The organism is Celerinatantimonas marina (genome assembly GCF_046054165.1).
In the GTDB taxonomy this organism is placed as follows: domain Bacteria; phylum Pseudomonadota; class Gammaproteobacteria; order Enterobacterales; family Celerinatantimonadaceae; genus Celerinatantimonas.
Map to the genome: position 1 here is coordinate 132,741 of NZ_JBFNXK010000004.1, position 15,439 is coordinate 148,179.

The following is a 15,439-nucleotide window of genomic DNA, read 5'->3' on the forward strand; positions in this document are numbered from 1 at the left end:
CTTATGAGACTCATATTCAAAAGATAGATTGGAATTAAAATCAAATATTAGATACATATTCGATCGGTAGCCCTAAATTCAGAACAATCATTGTCTAAATTTCCATAAAATCAATCTCCCCATCCATCTAAACAGCGAGACCAACGCCCTATTTGACATTGACTCTCCCCCTCGCGTTTCAAGGCAAAAATATCAGCTTGAGGGATCCCGGCATCAATATAAGCCGCAAAATCCGTTGAAGAATCGCCATAAGCGGCTCCAATGACCCAACCTTCTATCATCAGTTGTTTTAAAATTCTGACTTTAAATGGCGTTGGATTTCTTGATTCATGCCATGATTTAGGAACAAAAATATATCCGTCCGGAAATCCATTACGATGGAGCCAGTTTGGGATCCCAGCTTGAAACATCGGGATCCGGGCACTTAAATAAGTCACCTGATATCCTTGATCCACATAGTGTTGAACGGCTTTGGCGGCTCCGGCTCGGACCGACCAAATTTTCATGGGTGTCGGCGTCAGTGTCCCATCAATATCAAAGACAACAATTTTGCCATCTTTGGGTGCAACGAAGACCTTGGAAGAGGGTAATGTCGTACATCCAGCCAGCAATATGAAAAACACGATGACTATTTTTTGCATTTTGTTCTACTAAAACGAGGGAGCGATAAAACAAACAGCGTCGCTAACCTTAGCATGGACATCTCACCATAAAGACAAATATTTGCGGGTAAGTCGCGGTAGCACTCATCATTTGAATGCTATCTACTCCGTTTAAACCCAAACGGATCACGGCTTCATCTGATGCAAATGGGTAAAATAGTCCCGTAAGGTATGATGTCCGTATTCCGGTGCCCGCATATCCATCGCCAGTACCGTCATAAAGAATTCCAGTGGACCATAAACCGTTTGGGGCGTCAGAAACGTCACACTTTTCATAAACGCGACTCGAACCCAATCAGGAATATACGTTATTTTAGGTGGTTGGCCTAACACGTGAAAAGCTAAGGTCGCAATTTCATGCTGCGTCAGGGTTTCCGGGCCACCAATCGCAAATTCAGTCTCAGAAGACGCTATCGCATCCACACAAGCAACCGCCAGATCGGCTCCATGAATCGGATTGGCACGTAGACTCCCATTTCCGAATAGATAAACACGGCCTTTTTGGGCCATCTTAAAAATTTCAGAGATATCAGAGAAAAAACCATTCGGCCGAATGACGCAATAATCGATTCCTGAATTTTTTAGTTGCTCCACAAATTGTTCTTTCGCATCACATATTTTTAGATGCCGAAGCTCTTCCCCCCGCAGGACCCCCACATAGATAAATTTGCGAACGCCACTGAGCAACGCCTCATGCAATAAATTCATATTGGCCTGATAATCGACATCTCGATAACTCAGCCCATCTTTTTGCCGAGTGATCCCCACCGTTGAAATCACAACGTCGATATTCTGGCAGCACTGACGTAACGTCTCCGGCTGGGTTAATTCGGCCTGAATAACTTCACTGGCTTCAATATGATGCGCCTGTAACTTCTCCGGGCTGCGCGCAATAACTCTAAAAAAGCAGTGACGACGTTGCAACTCCTTGGCGATATAACATCCCAGATATCCTGTCGCTCCCGCCAACAAAATCTTCATGCTGGATCCTTCATGTATTGCATGGCATTCCATGTGCTATTCCCAAATAGTCAATGCATAGCATAGCGGATCTTTCATCCGTAAATCACACACCCTAAATCAGATAAAAATCACGCCATATTCCAAAAGAATCGTTGCCATACCCGTCTAATCTCTCAGCCATTTAAACTAAAACGGCGCAGTGATTTTTCACCACTGCGCCGACGTCTCCGAACTCACCGCCTTTGAAAACGTGCTTTAGACTCGAAATCCACGAGTCGATTCATCCAATTCTGTCGCCAACGAATGTAACTCTGATACCGTCTGATGACATGATTCGATAGAATCTGCGGTTTCTTTCACCATATTGGAAATCGCTTCAATATGTTTCGCCAGCTCTTCAGCAGCCAGTTCCTGTTCATTGGTCGATACCGCCACTTCCCGGATCATATCTAAAGTATCCCCGGAGCTGACTTTGATACTATTAAACATTTCGGTCGCTTCAGTAGAACTGGCCACACTGCTTTCAACTTTGCTGACCACTGATTGCAGTGCATCCGCCACCACCTGAGTTTCATTCTGAATTTCCTGATTGGTATCGGTAATTTCAGCAGTCGCTTTAGACGTTCTGGCCGCCAAAGTTCGAACTTCATCCGCTACCACGGCAAATCCCCGACCCTGCTCGCCGGCCCGGGCTGCTTCAATTGCGGCATTCAGTGCCAGAAGGTTGGTCTGTTCCGCAATATCTCGGATCGAATTCACGATATCCCCAATCCGGTTGGACCGTTCCTGTAACTGAATAAAGTCCTGCATCGACTGGCTAATTTCTGCCGAAATCTGCTGAATAAAATCACTCGTCTGATGAACCACGCTCTCGCCATTGGTACAAACCTCAAGGGCTTGTTCCGAGTTGGTTTCGGTACGTTCCGTATTATGTGAAATCTCCCGAATACAACTCGATAACTCCTGAATCGAAGCCGCCGTCGACATCGAGGCATCGGATGAGCCTTTAGATGCTTTGGTAATGGTTGCAACTTCTTGCGCCAAATCGGAGGCCGCCTGACTCAGCTGATTGGATCCGGTCTGCACCCCGATGGCCATCTGCCGCAGGGATTTTTGCATCATTGCAATCGATCCGAGCAAACTCTCTTCCCGGTATTTGCCTTCAATCACTTCCGAGAGATCACCGTCCGCGATCTGTCGGGTCACTTCCAAAGCGTAATCAGGATCGCCACCGAGTTTTCTTAAAATTGAGCGGGCCACATTCAATGCAATAAACAACACGATGATAAAGATAGGGATCGCCACCAGCAAAAAGGTCTTCGCAAAGTTGTAGTAAGCCGAATCGACATCATCCATATACACGCCGTATCCGATAACCCAGTTCCATTCCGGCAGTTTGATAATGCCATTCACTTTCAGAACTTTAGTCTGTGTACCTGGTTTTACATTCATCTCAACGACAAAATCAGTCACCTTATTTTGCAATCGTTGCATGTGCATGGTGTAGGAACTCTGAGGCTGACCAATTTTTTTAGGGTTCACATGCACCCGAGCCATCGTATGATTATCATTGGCCCAAATATAGGAACTGCCATGTCGCATCGCAGATAACAAGGTGACCACTCGTTTTTCGGCCTCTTCCCGAGAGATTTCCCCTTTATCAGCTGCATGCACATAGCTAAGCGACTGATCTCTGGCGAACGTCAGTATTGACTGAATTTCATGTTTTCGACTTTCAACCAAATTATCTTTAATCGAATGAAGTCCAAACACAGCTGTCAACACAAACCCTAAAAAGGTCGCGACCACCAAGATGACCATCTGTTTCGTGAGATTCATACTTTATCCTTAAATCAATTGACGCCCTGTCTTTATCTAGTAATTAACTTAAAACTCATTTAATAAGTTTTAAAACTGTTTTAAACAAAAACTATAGATAAAACCACTCTATAGTATGATGCATTCATTCTATAATTCGTCGTGATCCATCACTCAAAAAATAAAATATGGTTTTATAATTTTCTTATTTAATATTAACTAAAAAAATTAAAAGTGTCGCTAACATAATCCCATCCTATTTAAGATCAGACTTCATTCTATTTTCATATCTGCTCATTGGTAAAGATTGGGATGGTTAAAACAGCGGCGAGATCTACAAAAAATAATGTGAGGCTCCGGTGCCATAATAACCTGTAACAGACCCGAAGCCGTGCAAGGAAAGCAACGATAAAGGCTCTCAGCAGCACTACCGGCGCACTGCTGAAAGTGATATGCATGAGGTATACAGAGATCAAATACCCCTTCGTCCGCCCCGCCCAGAGAGCAAACATCGTTTGTGGTTCGAGTATATTCACTCATTAAAAAGGATGAGTCCACATGGGTATGAATGTCTTCATGGATGCATTTCGAACATCCGTTTCCCCATGGCTCAATGCTGAATAATTAACCTATTATTCAATCTATATGATCTATTTAAATCGATAGCGTGCCTAAAAATAATAGGTCATTCTGGTAAAGATGTAATATCCATACATCCTTTAACCCGAGGTCATTTTATAACTAAAATGATTACTAATTAGTCAAATTAAAATCACTCATATATTCATAATAAAAATATTATGAGCACTGAAAAAAATAAATCTCACTCACAAAATTCATGCGAAACATAACTTATAAAACTCACGCTCCGTGATCGCATCGAGTATAAAAAAACAATCCCACGCAATTGCACCGAAAACTCAACTAAAGCTCGTGAAAACAAGAGTCGACGATGATACGCGTCTAATCTCTCGGTCATTTAAACTAAAACGGCGCAATGATTTTGCACCACTGCGCCGACGTCTCCGAACTCACCGCCTTTGAAAACGTGCTTTAGACTCGAAATCCACGAGTCGATTCATCCAATTCTGTCGCCAACGAATGTAACTCTGATACCGTCTGATGACATGATTCGATAGAATCTGCGGTTTCTTTCACCATATTGGAAATCGCTTCAATATGTTTCGCCAGCTCTTCAGCCGCCAGTTCCTGTTCATTGGTTGATACCGCCACTTCCCGGATCATATCTAAAGTATCCCCGGAGCTGACTTTGATACTATTAAACATCTGGGTCGCTTCGGTAGAACTGGCCACACTGCTTTCAACTTTGCTGACCACCGATTGCAGCGCATCCGCCACCACCTGGGTTTCATTCTGAATTTCCTGATTGGTATCGGTGATTTCAGTGGTTGCTTGCGATGTTCTGGCCGCCAAGGTCCGAACTTCATCCGCTACCACGGCAAATCCCCGACCCTGCTCGCCGGCCCGGGCCGCTTCAATCGCCGCATTCAGTGCCAGAAGGTTGGTCTGTTCCGCAATATCTCGGATCGAATTCACGATATTGCCAATCCGGTTGGACCGTTCCTGTAACTGAATAAAGTCCTGCATCGACTGGCTAATTTCTGCCGAAATTTGCTGAATAAAATCACGGGTCCGATGTACCACCGTCTCGCCATTGGTACAAACCTCAAGGGCTTGTTCCGAATTGGTTTCGGTACGTTCCGTATTATGTGAAATCTCCCGAATACAACTCGACAACTCCTGAATCGACGCCGCTGTCGACATCGAGGCATCGGATGAGCCTTTAGATGCTTTGGTAATGGTTGCAATCTGTTGCGTCAAATCGGAGGCCGCCTGACTCAGCTGATTGGATCCGGTCTGCACCCCGATGGCCATCTGCCGCAGGGATTTCTGCATCACCGCAATCGATCCGAGCAAACTCTCTTCCCGGTATTTGCCTTCAATCACTTCCGAGAGATCACCGTCCGCGATCTGTCGGGTCACTTCCAAAGCGTAATCTGGATCGCCCCCGAGTTTTCTTAAAATTGAGCGGGCCACATTCAATGCAATAAACAACACGATGATAAAGATAGGGATCGCCACCAGCAAAAAGGTCTTCGCAAAGTTGTAGTAAGCCGAATCGACATCATCCATATACACGCCATATCCGATAACCCAGTTCCATTCCGGCAGTTTAATATACCCATTCACTTTCAGAACTTCAGTTTGCGTGCCTGGTTTTACATTCGTCACAACTCTAAAAGGCACCATTTCATGCTGTAATTGCTGTATATGCTGGGCATAAAATTTTTGAAACAGACCGATCTTTTCAGGATTCACATGCACCCGAGCAATGGCATGGTTATCATTAGCCCAGATATAGGAACTGCCATGTCGCATCGCAGATAACAAGGTGACCACTCGTTTTTCGGCCTCTTCCCGAGAGATTTCCCCTTTATCAGCTGCATGTACGTAACTCAATGACTGATCTCTGGCAAACATCAATATGGACTGAATTTCATGTTTTCGACTTTCAACCAAATTATCTTTAAGCGAATGAAGTCCAAACACGGCCGTCAGCACAAGTCCTAAAAAACTAGCCACAACGAGGATTACCATCTGTTTCGTGAGATTCATGTTTTGTCCTTAACTCAAGGGATACCAAACCTGATTTAGGCAAGGCTGACATTATCCCGTGCCGTTATGCGGCGATTAACGCCGAATCAACCAGACTCAGTGCGGCCCGATGGGGTCATCGAAAGGTCCACAGTCCTTAGAACCCACAGTATGAGGCATTCATCCTATCATCCGTCGTGATCGATGGCTCAAAAGTGAAATGATGTTTTATTAATTTAAATACAGTGCATCAATTATTGGAATATAAGCGGTTTTAAATGCAGGAAAGACTTGTTCAAGCTCGGCTCATCCCGATATGAAATGTCAGCCAATCGGTCAATTTTTGTAAAGTTTTGTATGGTTAAAATAGCTTTGATATACATCAAAAAATAATGGAATTCATAGGCGCCATAATTTAACGGACGTTGAGCCTTCATGATTATTTTTACAACCATGAATGAACAACAGACCCAAAGTAGAGAAACCCAAAAGGAGCATCAGATGAAATCAATTACTATCGCCGCATGTGCCGCCGTAGTTGGCGTGGTCGTTGGCGTATACAGTGTCAGTGCCATTGCCGATAATCAACCCGGCATTCAGGCTGGATACAGCACATCCATTGGCCATCACGGTTATGCTCAGCATCCGGGATGGATGAGCGAACATTGGCATGAAATGTCCCAATGGATGCATTCCGGACATCACGGCAACGGTTGCCCAATGTTCGATGATTAGCTCATCACGTCCCATCCAAGATCCATGGCTACAATGGATTAAGTCACTCAACCTCTCTGGCAAAAATGCTCTATTCCTACATCCTTTGCCAGAGGTCCCTTCGTGATCCAAATCTTCAGCACCCGAATATGTTAAGGCAGTCCTATCCACCGCAATCCTGCCGTCACTAATGCCGCAGACAGAACTACGACTAAAAACGGTAAGCGTTTATAAGCCAATACGGCAGAGACCATCACACCGATCACATGCGCATGACCGGCATAGAGCTTGCCATCATAAAATGTCGCCAGTACTGCCACCGTAAATAACAACACGGTGCTAAAACGAGTCGTCATGTGCTGCATTGGCTCCGAAAACTGGAATCGATTTCCCAGCAAAGGACCCGCTAACCGAAAGAGATAAGTTCCTGCCGCCAGCAACAAAATGCCCCAAATCAAATGTTGGCTCATCGACGTTTTCTCCCAATACAGGTTCCAGCCAGTGATAACAATGCAGGAACACCTACCGGGACCCATGGCACCGACACCACGGCGATACCTGCACCAACTCCGGCCGTAATGATATCGGATGCCGACTTAAAGTGAGGCAAGACCAGCGCCAGAATAATAGCCGGGAACATGGCATCTAACCCCAGCGAGGCCGTATCTTGGATTAAACTTCCCAACGTTCCCCCTAAAAAGACCCCTAGTGGCCAAAGACCTAAAATACCGAGGCCACACAGCCAATATGATAACTTTCGTTCTCCAGCTGACGGCTGGCTCATGCCAAAAACCACGCTTTCATCATTCATCACGTGGCACCCCAAGAGAGCCAACGGCCCCCGACCAATCAGATCCCGAACGGATAACCCAAACGGGACATGCCGAGCATTGACTAATAATCCGGCCAATGCTGCAGAAAACATACTCCCCCCACTGCTCACAATCCCAATAAACAGAAACTCAGATGATCCGGCCAGCACCAATATCGAGAGCGAGACGGGCACCCACAAATCGAGTCCGGAACTGACGGAAACGGCGCCATAAGACACGCCGACCAGCCCATCCGCCAGACAGACAAATAGAATATTTCGAATCACCTTTCGCTGGCGCAGACCGGCATAGCTCGAAAACATCATAGCTCCTTATAAAAAACGAATGTATGATATAATGAACAAGAACGAGCATCACGTCAAACAAAACGATCGTTTTATATAACGAACACTCACTGGATAACGAGAGGTTACGCCAAAGATGGGAAACAGCGCCCCGATAGCACTCATTGCATCAGCCTTAGAAAGAGAACGTCGGAAGGCTGGCCTTTCGATCGCCGAAGTAGCCAGAAAAGCGGGGATTGCCAAATCAACATTATCCCAACTCGAAAGTGGCAGCGGCAATCCGAGTCTGGAAACACTATGGTCCCTTTCTATGGCACTCGATATTCCCTTGACCCGTTTGATCGATCCTCAAAAACCTGCTGTACAAGTTCGTCGTAAGGGAGAAGGTATCACGGTTACTTCACAGCAAAGCGACTATGTCGCCAATCTATTATCGACCTGTCCTCCGTCAGCGAAACGCGATATCTATCTGCTACAGGTACAACCCGGAACTCCCCGAGAATCAGAGCCTCATCCCAATGGAGTCATTGAACATATCATCATCTCTCAGGGGCGTGCACGAGTCGGATTAACCGAGGATCCCATCCAATTATATCCCGGAGACTACATCTCCTATCCGGGGGATCTTCCCCACATTTTTGAGGCTCTGGAACCCGACACCGTAGCCGTATTGGTCTTGGAACAAAACTAATCGGATGTTTCCAAACGAATGAAATAACAACTATTTTCCTTGCATCATGAGATTTTTCATTAGATAGTCATAGCCAGATCAACTCGTTACCAAAGGGACAGACGGGTTGATGTTGATTTCACGGCACAGCCATACTGCGCCCCCCATCCGTGAATGACCTGTTAGGAACTGTTGACCTTTCGTGGTTGAATCCTGTTCAAATGAAACCCATTTTGAGCAACTCAAAGCCAGTCATCGTGATACGGCACACTGTTTGCCTGACCTAAATAAAGCTCAGAGGGCTGCAAAAGGAATCATGAAAGATCAACAGCTCCTGGATCCATAACGATAAAAATGCTTTTGATAAGCAGGAGCTTTTATGACACAACAGGCTTTTCAGGGACAACTCTTCTATTTTGTAGCCGATCCCCGACTCAAGGGATCTCAGGCTTGGCACTATCATGCCGATGGGATCTTATGGATCCGAGATGGAAAGATCGTCGCCGCAGGGGATGCCGCTTCGATCAAATCGCAACTGCCGCCAACGGTTCCCATTCAGACACTGCCGGACCAACTATTGATGCCGGGATTCATCGATACTCACATTCACTACCCGCAAACCGAAATGATCGCCGCCTACGGTGAGCAACTCCTCAGTTGGCTCAATACTTATACGTTTCCAACCGAACAGAAATTTGCTGATCCGGACTATGCCGCCTGGGTCGCGGATATCTTTCTCGATCAACTACTCGATAACGGCACCACGACCGCGATGATTTTTGCCACCGTTCATCCCCAATCGGTCGATGCCATTTTTCAATGTGCTCAGGCGCGAAAACTCCGAATCATCAGTGGCAAAGTACTGATGGATCGCAACGCGCCCCCAAGCTTGTGTGACACCCCAGAAACCGGTTTTTCCCAAACGGAAGCATTGATTCGACGCTGGCATGGCGTTGACCGGTTACTTTACGCCATCACCCCTCGTTTTGCCCCCACCAGCAGCCCGGAACAACTACTCCGGGCCCAGCAACTGCGGGCTTGCTATCCAGATGTATATCTACAGACTCATCTCTCGGAAAACAAAGACGAACTGGCCTGGGTTCACCGATTATTCCCCGATGCCAAAGATTATCTGGATGTTTACCAACAAGCCGGATTATTGGGACCGCGTTCCATCTTTGCTCATGGGATCCATTTAGACGAATCGGCCTGTACCCGACTCGCTGATTCAGGATCGATCCTTGCGCACTGCCCCAGTTCAAATTTATTTTTAGGTTCCGGGCTATTTGATCTACGCCGCATACAAGCTCATAACATTCCAGTAGGCATCGGCAGTGACGTGGGGGCCGGCACCAGTTTTTCAATGCTAAAAAACCTCAGCGACGGGTATAAAGTGCAGCAACTGCGCGGGGTGAGTTTATCTGCCTTTGAAGCCTTCTATCTCGCCACATTAGGCGGAGCCAAAGCGCTATCATTGGATGATAAAATTGGAAGTTTTCTTCCGGGCCGGGAAGCCGACTTCATCACCTTAGATCTCGTCGCGACACCATTTCTTAAATATCGGCTCAGCCATTGTAAAAATATCGAAGAAATTCTGTTTGCACTGATGATGCTCGGCGATGACCGCATGGTTAGCGGCACTTGGATTATGGGAGAAAAGCAGTCTCTACATGTGCGATTAGATTAATTCAAACCCAACCTAGAGAGGGCTTTGTTTACATTCATCGTTCGAACGATGTCTAACGATCAACCGATCCTTTCAATCATGAACCACCGTATCCGCAAAGATGCGGTGGAGCCTTGACCTAAGCTTTTGCGCGCAACAACATGATCCGGTAGCTTTACGAGCAGGTCCGCCCTGCGTCATGACTTAGATCCATTGGCCTGAGTCATCATTTAGCGATCGCCATCCACGAACGCTTCACGCTGACGCATGTATCCGTTGCTTTAGCCCCTATCTCAGGCGATTGTATACAAAAAGTGCATTTGCACCATCGAGGATCTGATCCTGCACTCAAAGCTCACATTCTCATGCTCAAAACCGCCCCGACCCCTTTGATATAAGGATTGATCCAGCCTCTCGAAAAAATCAAATTGGCACAATTATTTCTTATTTATGACAGAGACTGTTGATTTTCCCTAATTATTTCTACAGCCCATCTGCGCCTTGCCTAAATCATGAGATTGACTGATTTGACAGACCTTTCCATACATTACTTTCGGTACGTCCGGCAGAAAAAGGAGATTCACCATGACCATGATCGATATGCCTATCAGTACAACGGCAAATCCTGCCAGAACTAAATGGATCCAGCTCGTATTAGGACTGATTTGCATGGCAGCGATTGCCAGCCCTCAATATGTTTGGACCTTATTAACCAAACCTATGGCCGCTAAACTCGGCGTGACACTTCCCGAATTACAGATCACTTTTTCCTTACTCATTATTTTACAAACCTTCTTCTCGCCTTTTCAGGGGCGACTGATTGATTCGTTTGGCCCGCGACGCTTGATCGCCATCGGGACCGTTCTTTCCGGAATGAGTTGGGTGCTCACATCATGGGTCTCCAGCCTGAGCATGCTCTATCTGGTTTACGGCTGTATCGGCGGGCTTGGAACCGGAATTGTCTATGTGGGCGTGGTCGGGCTCATGGTTCGTTGGTTTCCGCAAAATCGAGGCTTTGCCGCCGGCATGGTCGCCGCTGGTTACGGGATGGGCGCGATTGCAACCACCTTTCCCATCTCGTTAAGCCTGGCTAACAACGGGCTGGAACAAACCCTATGGGTGTTTGGTCTACTGTTCGCCGTTGTGGGGTTTATCGCCAGTCAAGGGCTTAAAGTTCCCGAAGCACAAAATAGTACCGCAATGCTCGAACAATCCACTCATGTATTGCAAACTCAAAAACAATATCGCCCCACCGAAATGCTTAAACAGCCGCTGTTCTGGTTGATGTTTATCATGATGTCGGTCATCTCCACCTCCGGATTAATGGTCGTTTCACAAATGGCATCTTTCGCTGAAGACTTTGGGATCACCCAAATCACATTATTCGGGATGGCGGCATTACCCTTAGCGATGACGATTGATCGGTTTACGAATGGCTTAACTCGGCCATTATTTGGTTGGATTTCGGATCATATCGGCCGGGAAAACACCATGTTTATCGCCTTTGCCTTAGAAGGTTGTGCCATGACAATCTGGCTGTTAAGCCGAGAACATGCTCTGGCTTTCGTGTTGCTCTCCGGTGTTGTTTTCTTTGGTTGGGGAGAAATTTTCTCACTCTTCCCATCCACCTTAACCGATACGTTTGGAACAACCCATGCCACAGCAAACTATGGTTGCCTGTATATTGCTCAAGGGGTGGGGTCATTTTTGGGAGGACCTCTGGCCGCACTGCTTTACCAAAGCCAAGGAAGTTGGTTTCCAGTATTTGCACTGGCTATCGGTGCCGATTTTATCACGGCTGCATTAGCGCTATTGGCCTTAAAACCAATGCGCCGCCGTTTTATTGCTCGCTCATGTTGATCCGCGGGGCAACATTCGTTGCCCTATTTATAAAAAAACCGCTACGAAAATTCGGTAGCGGTTTGCGCTTAAAGCAGCAATATTCCTTATAAACTCGGGAGTAATCCCTGTGGCATCAGCGGGTTATGAACCGCGCTTAACAACAGCTCACTGGCTTTAGCAATATCTGGCGCAAAATAGCGGTCTTTATCATAAAACGGAACTTGCTCCCGCAGCATCGCTTTCGCTTGTTCTATCGGTGCTGAAGCATGGTTTGGGGCACGAAAATCAATTCCCTGAGCACTGGCTAAATACTCAACGGCTAAAATACCCCGCGTGTTTTCACCCATATCCCGCAAACGACGGGCAGCAAATGTGGCCATCGATACATGATCTTCCTGATTAGCCGAAGTGGGTAAACTATCTACCGATGCCGGATGGGCCAATGTTTTATTTTCACTGGCCAACGCCGCAGCCGTCACCTGCGCGATCATAAAACCCGAATTCACCCCACCATTATTCACCAAAAACGGAGGCAGCTGACTTAATCCGCTATCGATCAACAATGCCATCCGTCGCTCGGCTAAACTACCGATTTCGGCGATGGCCAACGCCAGATTATCGGCAGCCATCGCCACCGGTTCGGCATGGAAGTTCCCCCCGGAGATAATGTCATCTTCATCGGCAAACACCAACGGGTTATCCGAAACCGAATTGGCTTCGGTCAATAAAACCTCGGCTGCGGTCCGGATCTGTCGCAAACAAGCCCCCATCACCTGCGGCTGACAGCGCAGCGAGTAAGGATCCTGCACTTTGGCACAACCGGCATGAGATTGACCGATTTCGCTGGTTTCATCCAACATATGCCGGTAGGCCGCTGCGGCATCAATTTGAGTTTGGTGACCCCGAACCGCATGAATTTTTGGATCAAATGGACGGCGACTGCCCAGCGCCGCTTCCACCGACATTGCGCCACAAACAATCGCCGATGCATATAAGTCTTCCGCACCAAACAGCCCTTCTAAAGCTAATGCTGTGGAAGCCTGAGTGCCATTGAGCAGCGCCAGCCCTTCTTTGGGAGCGAGCGTAATTGGCTCTAATCCAACAATATCCAGCGCCTGCTGACCACTAATGACTTGCCCTTGATAACGGGCTTGCCCTTCACCCAGTAACACTGTGCACATATGTGCCAACGGAGCTAAATCACCACTGGCTCCGACCGAACCTTTTTGCGGAACACACGGATAAACTTCATGATTGACCAGTTGGATCATCGCTTCCAGTACGCTCAGTCGGATCCCGGAGAAACCCCGAGCCAAACTGTTGATTTTAAGCACCATCATCAGCCGCACGGTTTCATCGTGCATAAACTCACCGATCCCCGCGGCGTGAGATAACACAATACTGCGCTGTAAAGTTTCCAGATCATCCGGCGCGATCTTGGTATTGGCCAATAGCCCAAAACCGGTGTTAATCCCATATACGGTGCGCCCTTCGGTGATCACTTTATTGACCATCTCCGTACTTTTCTCAATTTCAGGATAGGCACTTTCCGGCAGTGAAACCGTCACTGATTCACGACTGACCCGACGCAGTTGTGGCAGAGTCATCGCTCCGGGATTAATTGTTAACTGGAACATATCCGCTCACCCTATTTCAATTTGGCCAATTCATCGTTCAGCATCGGCAGATCCAAGCCGACATCTGCTGCACATTTTTTCGCAATGTCATAACCCGCATCGGCATGCCGCATCACCCCGGTTGCCGGATCATTAAATAGCACCCGACCAATACGGCGATCCGCATCGTCACTTCCATCACAACAGATCACCAGCCCGGCATGTTGCGAAAAGCCCATTCCAACGCCGCCCCCATGATGCAATGACACCCAGGTTGCTCCCCCAGCGGTGCTCAGCATCACGTTCAGTAAAGGCCAGTCGGATACCGCATCCGAACCGTCGATCATGCCTTCGGTTTCACGGTTTGGACTCGCCACCGAGCCAGAATCTAAATGATCACGCCCAATCACCACCGGCGCTTTTAACTCACCATTTCGCACCATTTCATTGAAAGCCAGACCTAAACGAACCCGATCTTTCACGCCCACCCAGCAGATCCGAGAGGGCAGCCCCTGAAAATGAATCCGTTCTTTGGCCATATCCAGCCAGTTGTGCAAATGGGGATCATCAGGGATCAACTCTTTTACTTTTTGATCCGTTTTGTAGATATCTTCCGGATCACCGGAGAGCGCCGCCCAGCGAAACGGTCCAATCCCTTCACAGAATAATGGCCGAATATAAGCGGGGACAAACCCCGGGAAATCAAAGGCGTTTTTCACCCCTTCTTCAAAAGCCATCTGCCGGATGTTGTTGCCATAATCCAGTGTCGCTGCACCGCGTTTTTGTAATTCCAGCATCGCGGTAACCTGAACCGCCATTGATGCTTTCGCGGCTTTAACCACGGCGGCCTCATCCTGCTGGCGCATTTCACGGACTTGTTGCAGGGTCCAGCCTTGAGGCAGATAACCATTCAAAGGATCGTGCGCCGAGGTCTGATCCGTCACCACATCCGGCGTAATATTACGATTCACCAGCTCGACATACACATCCGCTGCATTTCCCAGCAAGCCGACCGAAATCGGGTGATCTGCCGCTTTAATTTCAGCCAGTGCTTCATCTAATGAATAGACTTTTTTATCAACGTAACCAGTCCGCAACCGATAGTCGATACGAGACTCATCACACTCCACCGCCAGCATCGAAAATCCGGCCATGGTGGCGGCCAACGGCTGAGCCCCGCCCATGCCCCCTAAACCACCAGTTAAAATCCAACGCCCTTGGGTATCACCGGCATAATGCTTTTTAGCAACCGCCACAAAGGTTTCATACGTGCCCTGCACGATCCCCTGCGCCCCGATATAAATCCAGGATCCAGCAGTCATCTGGCCATACATCATGAGCCCTTTTTTATCGAGCTCGTTAAAGTGTTTCCAGTTCGCCCAATTCGGAACCAAGTTAGAATTGGCGATCATCACCCGCGGTGCATCTTTATGGGTCTTAAACACGCCAACTGGCTTACCGGATTGCACTAACAAGGTTTCATCTTCATTGAGTCGTTTTAGCGTTTCAACGATCTTGTCAAAACATTCCCAATTACGCGCCGCTCGACCAATCCCACCATACACCACTAACGATTCCGGATGCTCCGCAACATCGGGATCCAAGTTATTCATCAACATTCGCAGCGGTGCTTCCGTGAGCCATGATTTAGCATTTAGCGTCGTGCCCCGCGGTGCATGGATCTCCCGGGACGGATCAAACCGATTTCCGGCGTTCATAGATTCCGACATGAATTACTCCTTGTCCTTTCAGTAT

12 protein-coding genes are annotated in these 15,439 nt (G+C 47.5%); 4 read left to right on the top strand and 8 right to left on the bottom strand.

What is annotated here, in order from left to right; all coding sequences use genetic code 11:
- Nucleotides 1–110: 110 nt before the first annotated feature.
- The 4 genes from ABUE20_RS05905 to ABUE20_RS05920 form a co-directional block, all read right to left on the bottom strand.
- On the bottom strand, nucleotides 111–641 hold the full coding sequence (locus tag ABUE20_RS05905) for an LNS2 domain-containing protein (RefSeq protein WP_408618933.1): 531 nt from the start codon (nucleotides 639–641) through the stop codon (nucleotides 111–113).
- A gap of 147 nt (nucleotides 642–788) precedes the next feature.
- Nucleotides 789–1,643, bottom strand: a complete 855-nt coding sequence (locus tag ABUE20_RS05910; RefSeq protein ID WP_408618934.1) for an SDR family oxidoreductase — start codon at nucleotides 1,641–1,643, stop codon at nucleotides 789–791.
- A 237-nt stretch (nucleotides 1,644–1,880) separates the two neighbouring features.
- Nucleotides 1,881–3,464 (bottom strand): methyl-accepting chemotaxis protein, encoded by a 1,584-nt coding sequence (locus ABUE20_RS05915; RefSeq protein WP_408618935.1) that lies wholly within the window; start codon nucleotides 3,462–3,464, stop codon nucleotides 1,881–1,883.
- A gap of 1,032 nt (nucleotides 3,465–4,496) precedes the next feature.
- Nucleotides 4,497–6,080 (bottom strand): methyl-accepting chemotaxis protein, encoded by a 1,584-nt coding sequence (locus tag ABUE20_RS05920; protein ID WP_408618936.1) that lies wholly within the window; start codon nucleotides 6,078–6,080, stop codon nucleotides 4,497–4,499.
- A 480-nt stretch (nucleotides 6,081–6,560) separates the two neighbouring features.
- Between ABUE20_RS05920 and ABUE20_RS05925 the strand changes: the two genes are divergently transcribed.
- Nucleotides 6,561–6,794, top strand: coding sequence for a hypothetical protein (locus tag ABUE20_RS05925; protein ID WP_408618937.1), 234 nt, complete (start codon nucleotides 6,561–6,563; stop codon nucleotides 6,792–6,794).
- 131 nt (nucleotides 6,795–6,925) lie between these two features.
- Here the strand turns inward: ABUE20_RS05925 and ABUE20_RS05930 are convergent, their stop codons facing one another.
- Nucleotides 6,926–7,243 (bottom strand): AzlD domain-containing protein, encoded by a 318-nt coding sequence (locus tag ABUE20_RS05930; protein WP_408618938.1) that lies wholly within the window; start codon nucleotides 7,241–7,243, stop codon nucleotides 6,926–6,928.
- Nucleotides 7,240–7,908 carry an AzlC family ABC transporter permease gene (locus ABUE20_RS05935; RefSeq protein WP_408619062.1) on the bottom strand — a complete coding sequence of 223 codons (669 nt, stop codon included), beginning with the start codon at nucleotides 7,906–7,908 and terminating at the stop codon, nucleotides 7,240–7,242. The genes ABUE20_RS05930 and ABUE20_RS05935 overlap by 4 nt, the downstream gene beginning before the upstream one ends.
- Nucleotides 7,909–8,026: 118 nt before the next feature.
- Here ABUE20_RS05935 and ABUE20_RS05940 point away from each other — a divergent pair, with 118 nt between their 5' ends.
- The 3 genes from ABUE20_RS05940 to oxlT all read left to right on the top strand — a co-directional run bounded on the left by ABUE20_RS05940 (nucleotide 8,027) and on the right by oxlT (nucleotide 12,086).
- Nucleotides 8,027–8,581: a helix-turn-helix domain-containing protein gene (locus ABUE20_RS05940; RefSeq protein WP_408618939.1), complete on the top strand. Its 555-nt coding sequence runs from the start codon at nucleotides 8,027–8,029 to the stop codon at nucleotides 8,579–8,581.
- Nucleotides 8,582–8,939: 358 nt separating this feature from the next.
- Nucleotides 8,940–10,247: a guanine deaminase gene (gene guaD, locus ABUE20_RS05945; RefSeq protein WP_408618940.1), complete on the top strand. Its 1,308-nt coding sequence runs from the start codon at nucleotides 8,940–8,942 to the stop codon at nucleotides 10,245–10,247.
- Between the two features lie 564 nt (nucleotides 10,248–10,811).
- Nucleotides 10,812–12,086 carry an oxalate/formate MFS antiporter gene (gene oxlT, locus ABUE20_RS05950; protein WP_408618941.1) on the top strand — a complete coding sequence of 425 codons (1,275 nt, stop codon included), beginning with the start codon at nucleotides 10,812–10,814 and terminating at the stop codon, nucleotides 12,084–12,086.
- 86 nt (nucleotides 12,087–12,172) lie between these two features.
- Here oxlT and hutH read toward each other — a convergent pair whose 3' ends face one another.
- Entirely contained in the window at nucleotides 12,173–13,705 is a 1,533-nt protein-coding gene (gene hutH, locus ABUE20_RS05955; RefSeq protein ID WP_408618942.1) for a histidine ammonia-lyase, read from the bottom strand.
- A gap of 11 nt (nucleotides 13,706–13,716) precedes the next feature.
- On the bottom strand, nucleotides 13,717–15,414 hold the full coding sequence (gene hutU / locus ABUE20_RS05960) for a urocanate hydratase (protein WP_408618943.1): 1,698 nt from the start codon (nucleotides 15,412–15,414) through the stop codon (nucleotides 13,717–13,719).
- Between the last annotated feature and the right edge of the window lie 25 nt (nucleotides 15,415–15,439).

Bases quoted from the DNA above. Each gene is read 5' to 3' on its own strand.
- ABUE20_RS05905 (WP_408618933.1), bottom strand. From the start codon at position 641: ATGCAAAAAATAGTCATCGTGTTTTTCATATTGCTGGCTGGATGTACG.
- ABUE20_RS05910 (WP_408618934.1), bottom strand. From the start codon at position 1,643: ATGAAGATTTTGTTGGCGGGAGCGACAGGATATCTGGGATGTTATATC.
- ABUE20_RS05915 (WP_408618935.1), bottom strand. From the start codon at position 3,464: ATGAATCTCACGAAACAGATGGTCATCTTGGTGGTCGCGACCTTTTTA.
- ABUE20_RS05920 (WP_408618936.1), bottom strand. From the start codon at position 6,080: ATGAATCTCACGAAACAGATGGTAATCCTCGTTGTGGCTAGTTTTTTA.
- ABUE20_RS05925 (WP_408618937.1), top strand. From the start codon at position 6,561: ATGAAATCAATTACTATCGCCGCATGTGCCGCCGTAGTTGGCGTGGTC.
- ABUE20_RS05930 (WP_408618938.1), bottom strand. From the start codon at position 7,243: ATGAGCCAACATTTGATTTGGGGCATTTTGTTGCTGGCGGCAGGAACT.
- ABUE20_RS05935 (WP_408619062.1), bottom strand. From the start codon at position 7,908: ATGTTTTCGAGCTATGCCGGTCTGCGCCAGCGAAAGGTGATTCGAAAT.
- ABUE20_RS05940 (WP_408618939.1), top strand. From the start codon at position 8,027: ATGGGAAACAGCGCCCCGATAGCACTCATTGCATCAGCCTTAGAAAGA.
- guaD (WP_408618940.1), top strand. From the start codon at position 8,940: ATGACACAACAGGCTTTTCAGGGACAACTCTTCTATTTTGTAGCCGAT.
- oxlT (WP_408618941.1), top strand. From the start codon at position 10,812: ATGACCATGATCGATATGCCTATCAGTACAACGGCAAATCCTGCCAGA.
- hutH (WP_408618942.1), bottom strand. From the start codon at position 13,705: ATGTTCCAGTTAACAATTAATCCCGGAGCGATGACTCTGCCACAACTG.
- hutU (WP_408618943.1), bottom strand. From the start codon at position 15,414: ATGTCGGAATCTATGAACGCCGGAAATCGGTTTGATCCGTCCCGGGAG.